Source organism: Streptomyces sp. B1866 (assembly GCF_031932565.1).
Lineage (GTDB): Bacteria > Actinomycetota > Actinomycetes > Streptomycetales > Streptomycetaceae > Streptomyces.
In genome coordinates this window covers 1-19,366 of record NZ_JAVSCF010000042.1, presented here as the reverse complement: position 1 = coordinate 19,366, position 19,366 = coordinate 1, and the positions used below count along the sequence as shown (strand labels likewise).

Below are 19,366 nucleotides of genomic sequence, written 5' to 3'. Positions count from 1 at the left end.
ACACCGACTCACCCACTGAACGGCCCCTCGATGTACTCGCGCGGGACGACACCCTTGATCAGCCACTCCTGGTCCCGCTTGGTGTTCATCATGTCGACCATACGCTGAGCGATCCGCTTGGCCTTGCTGTTGCTCAGGCCCAGCGACCGTGCGTACTCCTCGGCCTGCGCCTTGGTGGAACCCGGTGGGATGGTCAGGTCCACGTGCCGGCCGGCGATCCGGTCGGCGTTCTCCTGGATGATGCTCTGTACCCGCTCGGGCGGGTACACCTCGACACCCTGGAGTCGCCCGCTGGCGAGGTCGCGTTCCAGCCGCTCCAGGTCCACCCGGATACGGTTGGAGCCGAACGCCTTCGCGTGGGCCCCTTCCGAGCTGAGGGAGATGAAGGGGCTGTCCGACTTGGCGGGGTCGCGCCCCACCACGTGGTCGACGACGCTGGCGTTGCCGTCCGGATTGGCGGGCACCAGATCGCCGTGGGCGTTGAGGTGCGCCTTGCGCTGGCCCTTTGCATTGTGCTCGGCGGTGAAGTGGTCGTCCTGCCGGATGAGTCCGGGCTTGCGGTCCCCTGGGCCTGCCGGGCTGTCTCCGGGGGGTGGCGGACCCTCGTGTCCGCCACCGCTGCCGGGGCCGTCGGCGTGCCCGCCCGCAGAGGTGTCGTGTCCGCCGCCTGCTGGGCCTTCCTGGTGTCCGCCGACGGGACCCTCGTGTCCGCCGCCTCCCGGACCGTCGCCGTGCCCCCCCGTGGGGCCGTCGCCGGGACCGCCGGTGTGGCCGGCCGGCGGCTCGTGGCTCGCCGACGGCCCGGGACCGTGGTCGCCCGCGTGGCCTCCGGGCAGGTGATCGCCGGCCTGCCCGCCCGGCAGGTGATCACCACGGCCGGCCGTCGGCAGGTCGTCCCCGGCCCTGCCGATGCCGCCGAGGCTGTCGCCGGTCCGGACGGCCTGGACCGGGGCGTCGGGCACGTGAGCGCCCGCGCCGGCCAGGGCCGGCTCCTGGTCGGGAGTTCCGGTGCGGGGGATGTCCGTGGCCGAGGCCGGGCCGGTGGTGGGGGAACCTCCCCGGGGCGCGTCGCCGACATCGCCGAGGACGTTGCCGTGCTCGTCGAGGTAGTTGCCCTGCCTATCGAAGTAGCGGGCCGGCTGGCCCGGGTCGGTGGGCAGCCGGGTGGCCCCCTCGGGCAACGCCGGCACGCCGTCGGGCACCTTCACGGTGCCGTCCGGCAGTTGCACCGCGCCTTGGGGGACGTCCGCGCCCTCGGGCAGGCGGACGGTGCCGTCCGGCAGCCGTAGCGAGCCCTCCGGCAGCGTGACGGCGTTGTCCGGAAGCCGGGGGATCTCGATGTTCCCGACGCCGCGCAGACCCTTGGCGATATCGCCGACCTTGGACAGCCCCGCGCCGGCGCCCTTGGCGATGTAGGCCATCGGGTCGATGACCCGGCCCGCCTTGCCGGCCAGCGACAGAGTCCTGGCGACCGCGCCCGCCTTGCCGGCGCCGGAGGCGGCGCCGCCGGCGCCGCCGGTGAAGACGGTGGTGACCACGTTGAAGGTGACCGCGCCCGCGGCGCGGCCCGGGTTCTTGCCCCACTCGTCCCAGGCGACCAGTGCCTTGCCGGTCTGTTTCATGGCGGTGCGGGAGTCGCGCAGCCATCCGGGGAGTTTGTCGTCGGGCAGGGCCCAGAAGGCGGCGCCGGCACCGGGGATGGTGGTGATGGCCAGGCCGGTGCCGAGTTGGGCGAGGCCTTTCCACGCCTGGCCCATGGCATCCCAGCCACCGAAGCCGACGAGGGTGCCAAGCCCCTTGATGGTGCCCCATACACCGTCGACGATCAGCCCGTCCCAGACAAAGGACTTGATCCAGTGGCCTGCCTCGTACCAGTGGTGCTTCTCCTCGACCGGATCGCCCCACGGCACCTTGGCGTTCTTCATGTCGTCGGCGTCGAAACCGTACTGGTCCTTGCGGTCCGAGCCGTCACCCGCCACCATCTGCGTGCCGCCGAACAGAGCGGTGATCTTGTTGTGGCAGGTGCGTTCCGCCGCCCAGAACGCCGCGACCGTGGCCGTGATGTCGTCGCGGAGCCGGTTGTGCTCGTCGACCTTGTCCCCGTCGTACTGCCAGTCGTCGTCGTTCTTCGTGTCGTTGACGAACCGCGTGGCGTCACTCTTGAGCTGGGCGAGCTTCGACACCAGCGGACGGATCTCGGCGGCGTAGTCCGACAGAGCCGAGGAGACCTTCTCCAGGTTGTCGGCGAAGCCGTCGGCGCGGTCCTTCACAGCGTGGGTGGTGGCGAACAGCTGCTCGGCCTCGGGGGCCCGGTAATAGGCGGACAGGCCCTGGAAGCGGGAGTGCACGGCCGCGCCGGTGTCGCGAATGTGCCCGGCGTCCGTCTTCAGGTCCGCGTAGTCCTTCTCCAGCTGGGCCAGGTCACCGGTGTACTGCGGAATGGCGTCCGGGTTGATCACCTGGCCTGCACTCCCGGCTTCGTCAGATCCAGATCCACCGCGCCCAGCGCCTTGCGCTGCGCGTCGGCCGCCATCTCCAGATCCCCGTTCAGGTACGCGGCCGTCGCCTCCACCGCACCGGTCAGCGACTTTCCGGCCCTGGCCGCGATAAACTTCAGATCGGGTGTGGTGTGCTCGGCGAACTGCGACAGGGCCAGGGCCACCAGGCCGCCCACGGCTTTCTCACCGCCCTGGCCGCCGCCTTCGGCGCTGATGGTGCCCGCGCTCGTGGCGGCCGACTGCAGATGGTCTCCGTAGGCCTTCGCGTACGTCTCGATCTTTCCGGCGACTTCCCCCGTCGTCCTCAGCACACCTTGGATACCCTGCGGCTTCAGATCCCAGCCGGTCATGCGCTACCCCTTGAAACTCCCCGTCGCCCGTCGTCCCGGCCTGCCTGCGGCACCCCTCGTCCCGGCTGCCCGCAAAGGTGACACGGCCGGGGGTCAGCCGATGTTGTCCACCGCGGACTTGGCTCGCGAAAGCGTCTGCTGCGCGGTGGCGTCGTTCTTCTCCAGCGTCGTCTTCAGCAGCTGGATGATGTTCCTGACCTCCTGCGACGCGCTGTTCCAGCGCAGCTCCTTGGCGTGGTACTCATCCGCCACGCCGTCCGCCGCGAAGTCCGCCATCGCCGCCTTGACCTGGTTGTCCCGAGCCGTGATCACCTGCTCCAGCCGCGCGATCACCGCCTGGATGTTGCCCTGCGCGTCCGCGGACGCCCCCGTGTCGTACGAACGACGGTCACTGCCACCAGCCACCGGATTCCACTCCCCGCTGAGATTGTCCCCGTACCTGCACGGCCGCGCTGCCGGACGTGAGCCCGAGCGCGGCTGAGCGTGTGTCAGCGACCCGAGAAACGGGCCGCGTCGAAGTTCGCCGCGGCCATCTGCGACCGCGCGTTGTCACCCTGTTCCTGGTCGCCCGAGCCGAACGCCGACTCCATCCCCGACTGACCGCCGAGAATCGCCGCCAGCGCGCTGTTCAGCGACGCGGCGATCTCGTCCGACCGCGCCTTGAACGCGTCGAACGCGGCCTTCCCCGCCCCGTTGAACTTCCCCTCCAGCGGCTGCGCCGCCTGCACCAACTGGCGGATCAGCACTCCGAGATCCTCACTCGAACCGCGGGACTGCGACATCAGAGTCGACAGAACCTGCGCCCCCATGTCGAACTTCATCGGGCTCCCCTCGCCAGGTTGGATCGTCGTAGGTCCGACCATCGTTATCGCCTCGCGGCCGACCAGGCAACCGGAATGCTCATGCTGTGACAAGCACGTGACAGGGCTGTCTGGCACCTCCCGTCCCCGACGTCTGCGCGGGAAAACTCTCGCCTGCCGCGGCTGATTCTCGCGCGGTGACGACCCGGCCGGGGTCACGCCACCGTGGCCGGGACCGCCCCCACCGGCTCCCCCGCCGCCAGCTCCCGCAGGGCCTCCGCCGTGCGGGAGCCCTGTTCCGCCGTGTACGTGCACAGCACCAGGCCGGGGTCGGCGGGCAGCGCGAAGACCTCGTACGTCAGGACCAGTTCGCCCACCAGCGGGTTCAGGATGCGCTTCGTGCCGTTGACGCGTTCGCTGACCGCCTGCGCCTCCCACAGGTCACAGAAGTACTCGCTGCGCTCCCGCAGCTCCCCCACCACCTCGCACAGCCGCGGGCTCTCCGGGGTGCGGCCCGCCTCGGCGCGCAGGGTGGCCACCGTCTCGCGGGCGACCGTCTCCCAGTCCGGGTGGAGGGCCTTGGCGTCGGGGTGCAGGAAGAACATCAGGGCGCCGTTGCGGCGGTCCTCGGGGAGGGTGTCGAGGTCGAAGGACACGCGGTTGCCGAGCCGGTTCCAGGCCAGGACGTCCAGCGCCGGGCCGTAGACGAACGCGGGGATCGTGGCGTCCAGCGCGTCGAGCACCTGGCGGATCTGCGGGCGTACGCGCGGGCGGGCGGCGGGGCGCGGCGGGCGGGAGCCGGCGGCGGGTCGGGGGCGGCGGCGCTGGGTGATGTTGCGCAGGTAGGTGTGCTCGTCGGGGGTCAGGCGCAACGCGCGCGCGATGGCGTCCACGATCGCGTCCGAGATGGCGTTCGCCCGGCCCTGCTCGATGCGCGTGTAGTAGTCGACGCTCATCCCGGCCAGCTGGGCGACCTCCTCGCGGCGCAGGCCGCCCACGCGGCGCCGGGCGCGGGCGCCGGGCAGGCCCAGCTCGGCCGGGTCGAGCGCCGCTCGGCGTGCCTTGAGGAAGGCGCTGGTCTCCAGTTCGGGATACCCCATGCGGACCATTATCCGCCGCACGCGCGGGGCGGCCCCGGGGTCGGGAGAAGGTGGTCCTGGTGGACCCAGGTTGGTCCGGGCCTGGTCGGGCACCCGCGCGGGACGGAGGCTGGGACGTATCCCGGAACCCGAAAACGTGAACAGGCGAGGCGACCATCCCATGAAGCGCAGAATCCTCGGCGGCACCGGCATCTCGGTCAGTGAGTACGCGCTCGGCGCGATGATGTTCGGCGCCTGGGGCAACAAGGACCACGACGAGTCGGTACGGATCGTCCACCGGGCCCTGGACGCCGGTATCAACTTCGTCGATACGGCCGACATCTACTCCAGCGGCGAGTCGGAGGAGATCGTCGGCAAGGCCCTCAAGGACCGCCGCGACGACGTCGTACTGGCGACGAAGGTCCACAACCAGATGGGCCCGGACGACAACCACCGCGGCAACTCCCGGCGCTGGATCACCCGCGCCGTCGAGGACAGCCTGCGCCGCCTGGGCACCGACCACATCGACCTGTACCAGATCCACCGGCCGGACCCGGCGACCGACGTCGAGGAGACGCTGGACGTCCTGACCGACCTGGTGCGGTCCGGCAAGGTGCGGGCGGTGGGCTGCTCGACCTTCCCGGCCGAGCAGATCGTGGAGGCCCACTGGGTCTCCGAGCGGCGCGGGTACGTCCGCTTCCGCACCGAGCAGCCGCCGTACTCGATCCTGGCGCGCAGCGTCGAGGCCGCCGTGCTGCCGACCGCGCAGCGGTACGGGATGGGCGTGCTGACCTGGGGCCCGCTGTCGGCGGGCTGGCTGTCGGGCCGCTACACGCAGGCGACCGACATCGACCTGGACTCCGGCACCACCCGCACGGCCCTGGAGCGGCACAAGTTCGACCCGTCGCTGCCGGAGAACGCCGCCAAGCTCACGGCCGTGAACGAGCTGGCCAAGCTCGCGGGCGAGGCGGGTCTGTCGCTGCCGCACCTGGCGGTCGCGTTCGTACGGGCCCACCCGGCCGTCTCGTCGGTGATCATCGGGCCGCGCACGCTGGAGCAGCTGGACGACCTGCTGATCGGCGCGGACGTGGAGCTGACCGGGGACGTCCTGGACCGGATCGACGAGATCGTGCCGCCGGGCGTGGACCTGAACCGGGCGGACGCCTACTACGTGCCGCCCGCGCTGGCCGACGCGTCGCTGCGGCGGCGCTGAGCCGCTGGGCTCTGGTCTCTGGTCTCTACCTACGGCCGTCTGGTTCCGGCCTCTGCGGCTGCCCGGTTCCGGTTTCTACGGCCGTCTGGTTCCGGGCGTTCGGGGCGGGCCGGGTTCGGCCGGTGCCGTCGGCGCGCGGGTCCGCCGTCTGCCGGGCAGGGGCCGCGCGCTCACACGCCGTCGCCGCGGCCCTCCCCGCCCAGCGGGCCCGGCGCCATCCGCTGCCAGACCCGGCCGAAGGTGAAGCGCGCCGCCTCCACCTCGTGCCGCTGGTCGGCGTGCAGCACGCCCAGCGCGTAGGCCGTGGCCGGGGCGATCCGGGGCGTACGGGCGGCGGTGGCGGCGGCCGTGGCGGCGTCGGCGGCCTCCCGGTGCCGCTCCAGGGCCTGTCCGGCGGCCAGCAGGCGCACGGAGGCGGCCGGGTCGGCGCCGTGCGGGCCGGTGCCCGCGCCGTCGTGCCGCTGGGCCTCCTCCAGCACCTCCAGCGCGTACCGCCGCATGCGCACCAGGCGGCGCACCGCGTGCCACGGCTCGTCGTGGGCCTCGCCGGGCGACGGGCCGTCGGCGGGCACCGGGGCGAGGCCCTGGGCGAGGCCGTCGCCGCTGTACGGGTGCTGGGCGCGGGCCAGCGGCAGGGCGCCGACGGCCTCGGCCAGGCGCAGCCGGGCGAGGTCGGCGAGTCGCGGCAGCACCTGGGCGGCGGGCCGGGCGGCGGTCTCGTCCAGCGGCACCTCGGAGGCCAGCAGGGCGACGGCGTCGGCGACGGCGTGGAAGCGGGCGGAGCCCAGGGCCTGGAGTGCGGCGGTGTGCGCGCGGGTGCGGGCGAGGGTCAGCTGGCGCTCCAGCAGGGCGCCGGCCCGCGCGGGACCCACGTCCGGCTGGGCGGTGCTGCCGGCCAGCCGGTGCAGGGCCGCGCGCAGCCGCTCAAGGCGGGCGGCGTAGGCGTGCTCGCGGGCGAGGGTGTCGGTGAGCCAGGCCAGTTCGGAGCGCAGCGGGTCGGCCCAGGACGTGTCGGTGAGCTGCCGGTAGACGTGCAGGGTGCCTATGGTGCGGCGGGCGGCGCGGCGCAGCAGGTGGGCGGCGTCGGCCGCCTCCTGGGCGCAGCCGCCGGACTGGCCGCTGTCGCGGTGCAGGCGCAGGGCGCGCAGGAAGTCGCCGGCCTGCGCGTGCAGGTACGCCGCCAGCACCTCGCCCGCGGTGGCGGCGGAGGCGCTCACGGTGGCCGCGGTGGCCGCGGTGGGCGCGGGGCCCGTGCGGTGCGGCCCGGGACCGCCGCCCGCGGGCTGGGACCCGGCGCCGGCCCGCGGTCCATCGGCCTGGGGTCCATCGGCCTGGGGCCCGCCGGGCTGGGCGCCGCCCGGGGCCTGGGCCTGGGCCGGCAGCTCCACCCGCAGGTCACGTCGATGTGCCACGCCGGCGCCTCCGGGCGTCGATGAGCGTTTCCTGGATGTTCCGCAGCGGCATGCCCTCGCTGTCGGTCGCGTGCCGGGTCCAGTTGCCGTCCGGGCCGAGGTGCCAGGAGGCGGTGGAGTCGGACACGCCGGTCTCCAGCAGGCGGTTGAGGGCGGAGCGGTGCGCGGGGTCGGTGACGCGGACCAGCGCCTCGATGCGCCGGTCGAGGTTGCGGTGCATCATGTCGGCGCTGCCGAGCCACACCTCGGGCTCGCCGCCGTTGCCGAACGCGAACACGCGCGAGTGTTCGAGGAACCGGCCCAGGACGGACCGCACGCGTATGTTCTCCGACAGGCCCGGCACGCCCGGCCGCAGCGCGCAGATGCCGCGCACCCAGATGTCGACCGGCACGCCCGCGCGGGCGGCCCGGTAGCAGGCGTCGATGACCGCCTCGTCCACCATCGAGTTGACCTTGATGCGCACGTACGCGGGGCGGCCCGCGCGGTGGTGGGTGATCTCGCGCGTGATGCGGGACACCAGCCCGTCGCGCAGCGACTTGGGCGCGACGAGCAGGCGGCGGTAGTTCTCCCGGCGCGAGTAGCCGCTGAGCCGGTTGAACAGGTCGGACAGGTCGGCGCCGACCTTCGGGTCGGCGGTCAGCAGGCCCAGGTCCTCGTACAGGCGGGCGGTCTTGGGGTGGTAGTTGCCGGTGCCCACGTGCGAGTAGCGGCGCAGCGTGTCGCCCTCCTGGCGGACCACGAGCGACAGCTTGCAGTGGGTCTTCAGGCCGACCAGGCCGTAGACGACGTGGCAGCCGGCCTCCTCCAGCTTGCGCGCCCACTTGATGTTCGCCTGCTCGTCGAAGCGGGCCTTCAGCTCCACCAGGACGAGCACCTGCTTGCCGGACTCGGCGGCGTCGATGAGCGCGTCCACGATCGGCGACTTGCCGGAGGTGCGGTAGAGGGTCTGCTTGATGGCCAGCACGTCGGGGTCGGCGGCGGCCTGCTCCAGGAACGCCTGCACGGAGGTGGAGAAGGAGTCGTACGGGTGGTGCAGCAGCACGTCCCGCTCGCGCAGCGCGGCGAAGATGTCCGGCGGGCTGGCGGACTCGACCTCGGCCAGGTCGCGGTGGGTGCCGGCGACGAACCTGGGGTACTTCAGCTCGGGCCGGTCCAGGGAGGCCATCTCGAACAGGCCGGTCAGGTCCAGCGGGCCGGGCAGCGGGTAGACCTCGGCCTCGGAGACCTTCAGCTCGCGCACCAGCAGGTCCAGCACGTACGGGTCGATGGTCTCCTCGACCTCCAGGCGCACCGGGGGTCCGAAGCGGCGGCGCAGCAGCTCCTTCTCCAGCGCCTGGAGCAGGTTCTCCGCGTCGTCCTCCTCGACCTCCAGGTCCTCGTTGCGCGTGACGCGGAACATGTGGTGCGCGAGCACCTCCATGCCGGGGAACAGCTCCTCCAGGTGCGCCGCGATCACGTCCTCCAGCGGGACGTACCGCTGCGGGGATGCCTCCAGGAAGCGCGAAAGCAGCGGCGGCACCTTCACGCGCGCGAAGTGGTCGTGGCCGGTGACGGGGTTGCGCACGACGACCGCGAGGTTCAGCGACAGGCCCGAGATGTACGGGAAGGGGTGCGCGGGGTCGACGGCCAGCGGGGTGAGGACGGGGAATATCTGCTGGCGGAAGAGGGTGAACAGGCGGCCCTGCTCCTCCTCGCTCAGGTCCGGCCAGCGGATGAGGTGAACGCCCTCTTCGGCCAGCGCCGGGGAGACGTCCTGCTGGTAGCAGGCGGCGTGCCGGGCCATCAGCTCGCGGGAGCGGGTCCAGATCTGCTCCAGCACCTCGCGGGGCTGGAGGCCGGAGGCGGAGCGGGTGGCGACGCCGGTGGCGATGCGGCGCTTGAGGCCGGCGACGCGCACCATGAAGAACTCGTCGAGGTTGCCGGCGAAGATCGCCAGGAAGTTCGCGCGCTCCAGCAGCGGGGTGGCCGGGTCCTCGGCCAGCTCCAGCACCCGCTCGTTGAAGGCCAGCCAGCTGCGCTCGCGGTCCAGGAACCGGCCCTGCGGCAGCTCGCCGCCGGGCTCCTGGTCGCCGTCCGCGTAGCCGCCGTTCTGGTGTTTCTGGTACTTCTCCGGGTAGCCGCGCTCGTAGTCCTCCGGGTAGCCGTCCACGTCCGCGTCCAGGTCCGGGTCGAGCTCACGGACCGGTGGGGCCGCGACGGCGTGCGGCCGGTGGGCGGCGATCGAGCCGACGGACGGCTGCGATCCCGGTGGGGGGGTGTCGGGCGCCTGACCGCTGGACTGGTTCATGACTCCATTTTTCCGCGCCACGGCCCGGTCGGGCGGCTCGGAGGCCGGCGGCGGGGCCGCGCGGAGTCTCCGGCTCCTGGAACTCGGCACAGCGGGCTGCATTCAGCGATGTTCGCAATGGTTTCTGAATGACCGGTAACGGAGACATGGCGCGTAGGAAATCGGGGTCCGTCCCGCACTCACCGGCCGGGCCGTTGCCCCCAGTCTGCCCCGGTATGACCTTGGTAACCCCTGGTACGAGCCGTCTGGGCGGTTTCCGGGTACGGGACCGCCGGGCGCGCGGCACGGAGCCGGGCCGGCGGGCGGCGGTACGGGGCGGCCGGGCTCCCCGCACGTCCCGGCCGGGACCGTACCGGCCGGGACCGCCCGGCGCCCGGCCTCAGGACTCCGTGCGGTACATCAGGTCCGTCTCGTACGTGGTGAAGCCCAGCCGCTCGTAGACGGTGACGGCGGCGGTGTTGTCCGCGTCGACGTACAGCATCGCCGCCGGCAGGCCCCGGGCGGCCAGGTGCCGCAGGCCCACGGCGGTCAGCGCCGCGCCCAGGCCGCCGCCCTGCGCCGAGGGCCGCACCCCCACCACGTACACCTCGCCGAGCCGGTCCTCGGCGTGCACCTTGGTCCAGTGGAAGCCGATGATCTCGCCGCCCTCCGCCGGCCGCTCGGCCAGGAAGAAGCCCGCCGGGTCGAACCACGGCTCGGCCTTGCGGTCGTCCAGGTCGGCCTGGGTGAGGGCGCCCTGCTCGGGGTGGTGTGCGAACGCCTCGGCGTTGGCGGCCAGCCACGCGGCGTCGTCCGCGCCGGGCCGGAAGGCGCGTACGGCCACGCCGGGCGGCAGGGCGGGCTCGGGGATGTCCAGCTCGGCCAGGGGCGCCAGCGGCCGGCGCAGCTGCCGCAGCTCGCGGAAGCGGTACAGGCCCAGGGTCTGCGCGAGGTGGCGGGCGGAGGCGTGCCCGCCGTGCGCCCACACCCGCAGCCGCTTGCCGGACTCCCGAAGCAGCGCCGCGCCCAGCGCCCGGCCGTGCCCCCGGCCGCGCTCGGCGGGGTGCACGACCAGCTCGGCGGCCGGCGCCTCCACCGGGTCGGTGTCCTCCAGCTGGCCGTAGCCGACCAGCTCGCCGGTGCGGTCGCGCACCACCAGGTGGCGCACGCCGGCCCGCCGTCCGCGCAGCCGCAGCCTGCCCTGCTCGGAGACGGCCTGCTGGCCGTCCACGCGCGCGGCGTCGGACAGCAGCCGCCGCACGTCCTCGGCCACGGCGGGGCTCAGCTCGTCCAGGACCTCGATGCGCCTGCCGCCGAAGGGGTCGCTCAGCACGTCACTCATGATCCGAGCCTACGTCCCGCCCCCGGCCCCGCCCACGGCTCTCCGGTGGTCCGACGCCGGGTGCGGAGCGCGGGTGTCCGCCGGGCGTGGGAACGCGTCCGCGGCCCCCGCCGGGTCAGCCGAGACCGGCGGACCCGGCCGGGTCAGCGGATCCCGCCGGATCCGGCGCGGGCGCCCGGGGCGGCCCGGCGCGCACGGGCGGGGTGCCGCCCGCCCGTACCGTGGGTCAGCTCTGCGTCACACCGCACTTGCGGCACCGCACGGCGCCGCCCCACTCGACCCAGTCGTGATCGCATTCTCTCATCGTGGGAACTCTCTCGTGCTGTACCAGTACTGGGGATCTTCCCCCGCCGCCGCCCGGCACTCCCGCGCGCGACCCCTGCTCCGTGGCGATCTCCCCCTACCGCCGCGCGGGCGGCGCGCCAGGCGGCGGCCCCCGGCGCCGCGCGTCCCCCGGCGAACGTACGCCGTGCGGGGCCGCCCGCGCGCCAGGGACGGCGCGGCCCCGCACCGGACGTCCGCCCGCGCGCAACCAGCTCGTAACTCCGGTCCTCTGCCGCGCTACGCGCGCAGACCGTAAGCTGCCGCGCGGCTGACGCCTGAAGGACTCTCACCCGAGCCAGACCCCCCACACGAGCGAAAGCAGAGGGGAACCTGATGCCAGCGAAACCCCAGCGGCGCCCGGTGGCGCGCCGGCTGGCCGCGGTCGCGGCGGCGCTCGCGGCCACGGTCGGCGTGCTGTACGCCGCTCCTGCGGGCGCGGACCCGGCGGCCGCGGACGGCATGGGCCGCACCGTCGACGTACAGCTGTTGTCGTTCAACGACCTGCACGGGAACCTGGAGCCGCCGCAGGGCTCCTCCGGGACGGTGACCGAGCGGCAGCCGGACGGCACCACCAAGGCGATACCGGCCGGCGGCGTGGAGTACCTGGCCACGGCGCTGCGGCAGGCACGCGCGGGACACCGGTACTCCGTCACCGCCGCGGGCGGCGACATGATCGGCGCCAGCCCGCTGCTGTCCGGCCTGTTCCACGACGAGCCGACGGTCGAGGCGCTGAACAAGCTCGACCTGGACGTGTCGTCGGTGGGCAACCACGAGTTCGACGAGGGCGCCACCGAGTTGGCCCGCATGCAAAGCGGCGGCTGCCACCCGAAGGACGGCTGCTACGAGGACGGGAAGACCTTCCCCGGCGCCGACTTCCCGTACCTGGCCGCCAACGTGACCGACGAGAGGACCGGCAAGCCGATCCTCAGGCCCTACTGGGTGTGGAAGCACCACGGCGTGAAGATCGGCTTCGTCGGCGTCACGCTGGAGGGCACGCCGGACGTGGTCACGGCCGAGGGCGTCAAGGGCCTGACGTTCCACGACGAGGCCGAGACGATCAACACGTACGCCAGGGAGCTGGAGCGGCAGGGCGTCCGGGCCGTCGTCGCCCTCATCCACGAGGGCGGCCTGCCGGTGTCGTCGGCGTACAACGACTCCTGCGGCAGCCCCGGCCCGGGCAGCGGCATCTCCGGCCCGATCACCGACATCGCCCGGCGCATCTCGCCGTCGGTCGACGCGCTGGTCACCGGCCACACCCACCAGGCGTACGTGTGCACCATCCCGGACCCGTCCGGCACCCCGCGCCTGGTCACCTCCGCCGCGTCCTTCGGCCGGCTGTACACCGACACCACGCTGACCTACGACCGGCGCACCCGCGACATCGTGCGCACCAGCGTGCGGGCGGGCGCCTCGGCCAACCACGTGGTGGACCGGCAGCGCCCCAAGGCGCCCGACATGACCGAGCTGATCTCCCGCTGGAACAAGCTGGCCGCGCCGGTGGCCTCCCGGCCGGTCGGGTACGTGTCGGCGGACATCCCCGGGCGCGGGTCGGGCGCGTACGAGTCGCCGCTGGGCGACGTGGTCGCCGACGCGCAGCTGGAGGCCACGTCGGCGCCCGACCGGGGCGGCGCGCAGCTGGCGCTGATGAACCCCGGCGGCATCCGCTCCGACCTGGCCTATCCGGCGTCGGGGAGCGAGGGCGACGGGGTGGTGACCTACGGTGAGGCGTTCACGGTGCAGCCGTTCACCAACATGCTGAACGTGCTCACCCTGACCGGGGAGCAGCTGCTGACCGTGCTGCGGCAGCAGGTCAGCGGCGCGAACCAGGCCGCGCCGCGCATCCTCCAGGTGTCGAAGGGGCTCACCTACACGCTGGATACGACCAGGACCGGCGCGGACCGGATCGTGGCGGACTCGGTGCGGCTGAACGGCGAGCCGCTGGCGGCGGCGAGGACCTACCGGGTGGCCGTGAACGAGTTCCTGGGCGGCGGCGGCGACGGCTTCCCGGTGTTCAGGGAGGGCACGGACAAGCTGGTGGGCGCCTCGGACCTGGAGGCTTTCACCGGCTACCTGGGCGCGCACTCCGCGCCGTCCGCGCCGCTGGCCCCGCCCGCGGCGGACCGGATCCGGATCGTGCGGTAGCCGCGCCTGTCGCGCGCGCGGCCCGCCTCCCCTTCTGGCGCGGGGAGGCGGGCCGCCACGTACGCACGGCACGTGGGGGGCTACCGGCGTACGGCCTAGGCGTGGACGGCGGGGGCGCCTTCCACGGACAGGGCCCGGACCTTGCCGCTGCGGTAGAGCAGCCCGGATATCACCAGGCCGGCCGCGAAGAAGCCCGCCGACCACCAGTAGGCGGTCGAGTAGCTGTGCAGCTGGGCCCTGGCCACCAGGTCGGGGCTGGGCTGCTTGCCCTTGACGTAGTTCTGGGCGGCGGTGGAGGCCAGCGAGTTCAGCAGCGCGGTGCCGACCGAGCCGCCGACCTGCTGCATGGTGTTGACCATGGCCGAGGCCACGCCCGCGTCGCGCGGGTCGACGCCGGCGGTGGCCACGTTCATGGCGGTGGCCATCATCAGGCCGATGCCGAGCCCGGTGACCACCAGCGGCGGCAGCACGTGGGCGGCGTAGGTGGAGTCCAGGTCGAGGCCGGTCATCCACACCAGCCCGGCCCCGGCCAGGCCCATGCCCAGCGGCACCACCGGCTTGGGGCCCAGGCGCGGCAGCAGCACGTTCGTGGCCAGGTTGGCCGTGATCATCAGCGCGCCGATCATCGGCAGGAAGCCCAGACCGGTCTTGACCGGCGTGTAGCCGAGGATCTGCTGGAGGTAGTAGGTCAGGAACAGGAACACGCCGAACATGCCGACCGCGGTGATCAGCACGGACAGGTACGACGCGCCGCGGTTGCGGTCCAGCGGCACGCGCAGCGGCAGCAGCGGGTGCGCGGCCCGCGTCTGCCAGGTCACGAAGACGGTCAGCAGCACCACGCCGGCGATCAGGAAGCCCCAGGTCTGCGGCGAGCCCCAGTCGTGGGACTCGGCGTTGGCGAAGCCGTAGACGATGCAGAACAGGCCGCTGGAGACCAGCACCACACCGGGCACGTCCAGCTTCGCGTTCCGGTCACGGGCGGTGCGCTGGAGGAAGACGACGGCGCCCACGATGGCGAGGCCGGCGATGAGCAGGTTCACGTACAGCGTCCAGCGCCAGCTCAGGTGCTCGGTCAGCAGACCGCCGAGCAGCAGGCCGATCGCGCCGCCGGCGCCCGCGATGGCGCCGTAGACGCCGAACGCCTTGCCGCGCTCCTTCGGATCGGTGAACGTGGTGGTCAGCAGGGACAGGGCGGACGGGGCGAGCAGCGCGCCGAACGCGCCCTGTAGGGCGCGGGCCGCGACCAGCACCTCGAAGCTGCCGGCCGCGCCGCCGAGCGCGGAGGCGGCGGCGAAGCCGACCAGGCCCACCAGGAAGGTGACCCTGCGGCCGAGCAGGTCGGCGAGCCGGCCGCCGAACAGCAGCAGGCTGCCGAAGGCCAGGGCGTAGGCGGTGACCACCCACTGCCGGTCGCCGTCGGAGAAGCCCAGGTCCTTCTGCGCCGAGGGCAGGGCTATGTTCACGATCGTGGCGTCGAGGACGACCATCACCTGGGCGAGGCCGATGACGGCCAGGACCCACCAGCGGTGCCGGCTCGCCCCCTCGGGGTGCTGACCGGACGCCTTGGTGAAGGCGCCCTCGGGTGTGGCGGTGGAGCGGGGCATGGTCTTGAGTTCTCCCTGCGGACGAGGGCGTATGGGGGGTGCGGTGAGGGGCGTCGGGGGCCCGCGCGGTCTTCACGGCCTGCGGCGTACCGCACCGCGCGGGCTCGTCGGTACGGGCGCCGGGGTCAGGAGTGCCGCAGCGCGGGCAGCAGGGCCCCGTCGACGAACCGGGTCAGGTAGTCGGCATCGATGAACTCATCCTCAAGCAGTGGCCGAAGTGTGATGCTTGCAAACAGCATTTGCGGCAAAAAGTCGGCAGCGGCCGGCCGGTGCGCCAGCTCCCCGCGCTCGACCGCCCGCTCCACGAACCGGGACAGGTTGGCCGCCTCGGGGGCGATCAGCGACTGCCGCAGGGCCACGGCGAGGTCGCGGTCGTTCAGCCCGGCGTGCGCGATCGTCATGAGCAGCGGGGTGTCCCGCTGTGTCCGCTCGGCGATCCGGGTGACCAGCGTGACGAAGTCCCCGCGCAGGCTCCCCGTGTCGATCTCGCCCGCACGCGCGGGCCGGTGGGCGTGCAGGGCGGCGGCGACCAGCTGGGGCTTGCCCTGCCACTGCCGGTAGAGGGTGGCCTTGCCGCACCGCGCCCTGGCGGCCACCGCGTCCATCGTCAGGCTCTCGTACCCGACCTCGCGCAGCACTTCCACGACGCCGGCGAGCACCTCCGCCTCCCGCTCGGGGGTCATTCGGGGGCGGCGGGTCCGGATGATCGGACCGTGCGCGAGCATGGGCTGCACCTCACTGATGGAACGAGACCGTCTCGTTCTATATTCGAGGATAGGGCGGGTGCCGGGTGAACGCAACCGGGCGCGGAAGTACGGCCGGATCCGCGTGCCGCCGCCCCGGCGGGGCCGGGCGGCGGGGCCTGGGCGGTACGCGCGGGCGCACCGCACGCGCGGGCGGACGGTACGCGTGGGCGGGCGATGCGCGCGCGTACCGCCCGCTCCCACGAGGTCAGCCCAGCGGCGGGGCAGGGTGAGGCGGCGGGCTCGGGGGCTCCTCGGGAGGCAGGTCCGGGGGCGGGGTGGGGGCGCCCGGCAGGCGGAGCCGGGCGACGGTGCCGCCGCCCGGGGCCGGGGCCAGCGCCACCTCCCCGCCGGCCTGCCGGACCGCGCGGGCCACGATCGACAGGCCGAGGCCCGAGCCGGGCAGGCTGCGCGCGGACGGCGAGCGCCAGAACCGCTCGAAGACGTGCGGCAGCTCCTCGGGCGGAATACCGGGCCCATGATCCCGCACCGTCAGCTCTCCGCTTCGGAGCGCGACCTCGATCACACCACCCGAAGGACTGAACTTCACCGCGTTGTCGAGCAGGTTCACCAGCGCCCGCTCCAGCGCGGCCGGCTCGGCCCGTACGTACCAGGGCGTCAGCCGGGCCTCGATGGCCAGGTCGGCGGCCCGCAGCCGGGCCCGCTCCAGGGCGGCGAGGGCCACGTCGTGCAGCCCCACCACGCGCGGCGGCCGACTGCCGGGCAGCGCCTCCGGCCGGGCCAGCTCCTGGAGGTCGCCGATCAGCGCGGCCAGCTCGGTCATCTGCGCGGTGACGCTGGCCAGCAGCGCCCGGCGGTCCTCGGGCGGCAGCGCCCGGCCGGTCTGCTCGCTGCGCGACAGCAGCTCGATGTTCGTACGCAGCGAGGTCAGCGGCGTGCGCAGCTCGTGCCCGGCGTCGGCGATGAGCTGCTGCTGGAGCGCGCGGGAGGACGCCAGCGCCGCGGTCATCGCGTTGAACGACCGGGACAGCCGGGCGATCTCGTCCTCGCCCGACACCGGGATGCGCACGGCCAGGTCCTCGGTGCGGGCCACGTGCTCGACCGCCTCCGTCAGCCGGTCCACCGGCTTCAGGCCCGCGCGGGCGATCCACAGCCCCGCCGTCGCCGCGCCCAGCACGCCCACCGCCGCCACGGCGAGCAGGATCACGGCGAGCTTCCTGAGCGGTTCCTCGACCTCGCTCAGCGGGCGGGCCACCGAAACCGCGATCCCGCGCGAAGCGAGCAGCCGGTTCCCGGGCTGGTAGGTGTAGACGCGCATGCGCCGGCCCTCGGAGTCCACCGCGGTGTGCAGCGCGGAGTGGCGCTGGCCCCGCGCGACGGCCACGTCCCGGTGCCGGGCGGGGATGTGCGGGGAGCCCTCCGGCCCGCCCGAGCACACCCGCCCGTCCGCCAGTACGACCTGCACCGTGTAGTACGTGCCGGGCTTCGGCTTGCCGAGGGCTGCCGCGGGGGCCGGCTCCGCGGTGTCCCCTTCCCGGCACCGGCTCCACAGCAGCTGTACGTAGTCGTCGTCGGCCCGCGCGCCGCGCAGGGACGTGTCGAGCTGCTCGGTGAACTGCTCCCGGCTGATCAGCCAGCAGGCGAGCGCGGACAGGGCCACCGCCACGGCGACCGCCACCGCGGTCAGCAGGGCCAGCCGGGAGCGCAGCGGCAGCCCGCGGAGGGCGCGCTTCACGCGGGGCCCCTGGGACACCTGGGACACGCGGCTCACGACGGTCCGCCGTCCGGCGCCGTGGGCCGCAGCACGTAGCCCACACCGCGCACGGTGTGCACCGTGCGCGGCTCGCCGCCGGCCTCCGTCTTCCGGCGCAGGTACATGACGTACACGTCGAGCGAGTTGGACGCGGGCTCGAAGTCGAAGCCCCACACCGCCTTGAGTATCTGCTCGCGCGTGAGCACCTGGCGCGGGTGCGCCATGAACATCTCCAGCAGCGTGAACTCGGTGCGGGTCAGCTCCACCCGCCGCCCGCCGCGGAAGACCTCGCGCGTGGCGCGGTTCATCCGCAGGTCGCCGACGGTCAGCTCGCGGCCGTCGTCCTGGGCCGCTCCCCCGGGCCCGGCGGCGTACGAGCTGCGGCGCAGCAGGGCCCGGATCCGGGCCAGCAGCTCGTCCAGCTCGAAGGGTTTGACCAGGTAGTCGTCGGCGCCCGCGTCGAGCCCGGTGACCCGGTCGCCGACCGTGTCGCGCGCGGTGAGCATCAGCACCGGCACGGTCGCCCCGCCCGCGCGCAGCCGCCGCGCCGCGGTCAGCCCGTCCATGCGGGGCATGAGCACGTCGAGCACCACCAGCTCGGGGTCGTAGGCGCCGACCTTGGCCAGCGCGTCCAGACCGTCGACGGCGGTCTCGGTCGCGTAGCCCTCGAAGGCCAGGCTGCGTCGCAGCGCCTCCCGCACGGCCGGCTCGTCGTCGACGATCAGGATGCGGGCGGGGGCGTCGCCGTGCTCGGCGGTGCTCATACGGGCGTACCTCACGGGGGGGACGGGGAGCGGCGGGCGGGGTTCAGCCTGCCACGCGCGCGTGGCGGGCCGCAGCGGGCGGCCGGACCGGACGGACGCGCAGCCGTCGCGGGGTGGGCAGGCGTGGCGGGCGGCCGGGGCGGCTCCTCACGGTTCCCGCTGTCCGCGGGTCCCGGCCCCGGCGCTGCCGGCCTCCTCCGGGCGCCGCGATCCCGTACGGCCGTCAGTCCCTCAGGCGCGGCGGCCGCCGCGCAGCGCGGACAGGTCGGACCTGACGGTGTCGACCGGGATGGCGAAGCCCAGGCCGACGCTGCCCGCCGTGGCCGAACTGGTGGCTCCGGCGGGTGCGTACATCGCCGAGTTGATGCCGATGACCTCGCCCTTCATGTTGATCAGCGCGCCGCCGGAGTTGCCCGGGTTGAGGGACGCGTCGGTCTGGATGGCCTTGTAGGTGGTGGTCGACCGGCCCACGTCGCCGTTGAACTCGCCGCCGCCGAACTGGAACGGCCACCGCCCGTCCCCCTGCCGCCCCCGGCTCTCGTCCCTCGGCACGGTCACCTCGCGGTTCAGGGCGGAGACGATGCCGCTGGTGACGGTGCCGGTCAGGCCCTCGGGAGAGCCGATGGCCACCACCTGGTCGCCGACCCGGACGGAGTCGGAGTCGCCGAGGGTCGCCGCCTTCAGGCCGCTCGCGCCCGAGACCTTGACCAGCGCCAGGTCCTTGGCGCTGTCGGTGCCGACGACGGTCGCGCTCTTCTTGCTGCCGTCGCTGAACGTCACCTGGATCGCGTCGGCTCCGGCTATCACGTGGTTGTTGGTGACGATCTCGCCGTCGGCGGTGACGATCACGCCGGAGCCGGTGGACCGGCCGTCGGCGGTCGTGGCGCTGATCTCCACAATGCTCGGGCTGACGGCGGCGGCCACGGCGGCCACGCTGCCGGAGGAGGAGGCGTTCGCGTTGACGGCCGGAGCGCCGGCGGACGGGCGGGCGGTGGTGTTCTGGGAGTCGGAGACCAGCGCGGCCGTGCCGCCGCCGGCGAGCGCCGCGACCAGGGCCACGGCGGCCAGCAGCGCGGCACCCCGGCGCCGCCCGCGCGCCCGGCCCGCCGCGTCCG

General features: G+C 73.8%; 15 protein-coding genes. 2 read left to right on the top strand and 13 right to left on the bottom strand.

Annotation, left to right across the window (positions count from 1 at the left end; all coding sequences use genetic code 11):
- Window positions 1-8 precede the first annotated feature (8 nt).
- The 5 genes from RKE29_RS09120 to RKE29_RS09100 all read right to left on the bottom strand — a co-directional run bounded on the left by RKE29_RS09120 (window position 9) and on the right by RKE29_RS09100 (window position 4,748).
- Window positions 9-2,459 (bottom strand): hypothetical protein, encoded by a 2,451-nt coding sequence (locus RKE29_RS09120; RefSeq protein WP_312004590.1) that lies wholly within the window; start codon window positions 2,457-2,459, stop codon window positions 9-11.
- Window positions 2,456-2,848 (bottom strand): DUF6507 family protein, encoded by a 393-nt coding sequence (locus tag RKE29_RS09115; protein ID WP_312004589.1) that lies wholly within the window; start codon window positions 2,846-2,848, stop codon window positions 2,456-2,458. The genes RKE29_RS09120 and RKE29_RS09115 overlap by 4 nt, the downstream gene beginning before the upstream one ends.
- A 93-nt stretch (window positions 2,849-2,941) precedes the next feature.
- Window positions 2,942-3,253: a pore-forming ESAT-6 family protein gene (locus tag RKE29_RS09110; RefSeq protein WP_312004588.1), complete on the bottom strand. Its 312-nt coding sequence runs from the start codon at window positions 3,251-3,253 to the stop codon at window positions 2,942-2,944.
- Between the two features lie 83 nt (window positions 3,254-3,336).
- A complete protein-coding gene (locus RKE29_RS09105; RefSeq protein WP_312004587.1) occupies window positions 3,337-3,669 on the bottom strand; it encodes a hypothetical protein in 333 nt (110 codons plus the stop codon).
- Between the two features lie 194 nt (window positions 3,670-3,863).
- The gene (locus tag RKE29_RS09100; RefSeq protein WP_312004586.1) at window positions 3,864-4,748 is read right to left on the bottom strand and encodes a helix-turn-helix transcriptional regulator; all 885 of its coding nucleotides are present in this window, start codon (window positions 4,746-4,748) and stop codon (window positions 3,864-3,866) included.
- Between the two features lie 160 nt (window positions 4,749-4,908).
- Here RKE29_RS09100 and RKE29_RS09095 point away from each other — a divergent pair, with 160 nt between their 5' ends.
- Window positions 4,909-5,940 (top strand): aldo/keto reductase, encoded by a 1,032-nt coding sequence (locus RKE29_RS09095; protein WP_312004585.1) that lies wholly within the window; start codon window positions 4,909-4,911, stop codon window positions 5,938-5,940.
- A 170-nt stretch (window positions 5,941-6,110) separates the two neighbouring features.
- Here RKE29_RS09095 and RKE29_RS09090 read toward each other — a convergent pair whose 3' ends face one another.
- From RKE29_RS09090 to mshD, 3 genes are all read right to left on the bottom strand, one after another.
- Complete coding sequence (locus RKE29_RS09090) at window positions 6,111-7,157, bottom strand: CHAD domain-containing protein (RefSeq protein ID WP_312004603.1); 1,047 nt, start codon at window positions 7,155-7,157, stop codon at window positions 6,111-6,113.
- Between the two features lie 178 nt (window positions 7,158-7,335).
- Entirely contained in the window at window positions 7,336-9,639 is a 2,304-nt protein-coding gene (locus tag RKE29_RS09085; RefSeq protein ID WP_312004584.1) for an RNA degradosome polyphosphate kinase, read from the bottom strand.
- 379 nt (window positions 9,640-10,018) lie between these two features.
- Window positions 10,019-10,960 (bottom strand): mycothiol synthase, encoded by a 942-nt coding sequence (gene mshD, locus RKE29_RS09080; protein ID WP_312004583.1) that lies wholly within the window; start codon window positions 10,958-10,960, stop codon window positions 10,019-10,021.
- A 657-nt stretch (window positions 10,961-11,617) separates the two neighbouring features.
- Here mshD and RKE29_RS09075 point away from each other — a divergent pair.
- Window positions 11,618-13,426: a bifunctional metallophosphatase/5'-nucleotidase gene (locus RKE29_RS09075; RefSeq protein WP_312004582.1), complete on the top strand. Its 1,809-nt coding sequence runs from the start codon at window positions 11,618-11,620 to the stop codon at window positions 13,424-13,426.
- A gap of 95 nt (window positions 13,427-13,521) precedes the next feature.
- Here the strand turns inward: RKE29_RS09075 and RKE29_RS09070 are convergent, their stop codons facing one another.
- From RKE29_RS09070 to RKE29_RS09050, 5 genes are all read right to left on the bottom strand, one after another.
- Window positions 13,522-15,030 carry an MFS transporter gene (locus RKE29_RS09070; protein WP_312004581.1) on the bottom strand — a complete coding sequence of 503 codons (1,509 nt, stop codon included), beginning with the start codon at window positions 15,028-15,030 and terminating at the stop codon, window positions 13,522-13,524.
- 125 nt (window positions 15,031-15,155) lie between these two features.
- Window positions 15,156-15,755 carry a TetR/AcrR family transcriptional regulator gene (locus tag RKE29_RS09065; RefSeq protein WP_312004580.1) on the bottom strand — a complete coding sequence of 200 codons (600 nt, stop codon included), beginning with the start codon at window positions 15,753-15,755 and terminating at the stop codon, window positions 15,156-15,158.
- A 226-nt stretch (window positions 15,756-15,981) separates the two neighbouring features.
- On the bottom strand, window positions 15,982-17,469 hold the full coding sequence (locus RKE29_RS09060; RefSeq protein WP_312004579.1) for a HAMP domain-containing sensor histidine kinase: 1,488 nt from the start codon (window positions 17,467-17,469) through the stop codon (window positions 15,982-15,984).
- Window positions 17,470-17,501: 32 nt separating this feature from the next.
- Window positions 17,502-18,251, bottom strand: a complete 750-nt coding sequence (locus RKE29_RS09055) for a response regulator transcription factor (protein WP_312004578.1) — start codon at window positions 18,249-18,251, stop codon at window positions 17,502-17,504.
- 231 nt (window positions 18,252-18,482) lie between these two features.
- Window positions 18,483-19,366: trypsin-like peptidase domain-containing protein (locus RKE29_RS09050; protein WP_312004577.1), on the bottom strand; the 884-nt coding region annotated here is incomplete at its 5' end.

Bases quoted from the DNA above. Each gene is read 5' to 3' on its own strand.
- RKE29_RS09115 (WP_312004589.1), bottom strand. From the start codon at position 2,848: ATGACCGGCTGGGATCTGAAGCCGCAGGGTATCCAAGGTGTGCTGAGG.
- RKE29_RS09105 (WP_312004587.1), bottom strand. From the start codon at position 3,669: ATGAAGTTCGACATGGGGGCGCAGGTTCTGTCGACTCTGATGTCGCAG.
- RKE29_RS09100 (WP_312004586.1), bottom strand. From the start codon at position 4,748: ATGGGGTATCCCGAACTGGAGACCAGCGCCTTCCTCAAGGCACGCCGA.
- RKE29_RS09095 (WP_312004585.1), top strand. From the start codon at position 4,909: ATGAAGCGCAGAATCCTCGGCGGCACCGGCATCTCGGTCAGTGAGTAC.
- RKE29_RS09085 (WP_312004584.1), bottom strand. From the start codon at position 9,639: ATGAACCAGTCCAGCGGTCAGGCGCCCGACACCCCCCCACCGGGATCG.
- mshD (WP_312004583.1), bottom strand. From the start codon at position 10,960: ATGAGTGACGTGCTGAGCGACCCCTTCGGCGGCAGGCGCATCGAGGTC.
- RKE29_RS09075 (WP_312004582.1), top strand. From the start codon at position 11,618: ATGCCAGCGAAACCCCAGCGGCGCCCGGTGGCGCGCCGGCTGGCCGCG.
- RKE29_RS09070 (WP_312004581.1), bottom strand. From the start codon at position 15,030: ATGCCCCGCTCCACCGCCACACCCGAGGGCGCCTTCACCAAGGCGTCC.
- RKE29_RS09065 (WP_312004580.1), bottom strand. From the start codon at position 15,755: ATGCTCGCGCACGGTCCGATCATCCGGACCCGCCGCCCCCGAATGACC.
- RKE29_RS09055 (WP_312004578.1), bottom strand. From the start codon at position 18,251: ATGAGCACCGCCGAGCACGGCGACGCCCCCGCCCGCATCCTGATCGTC.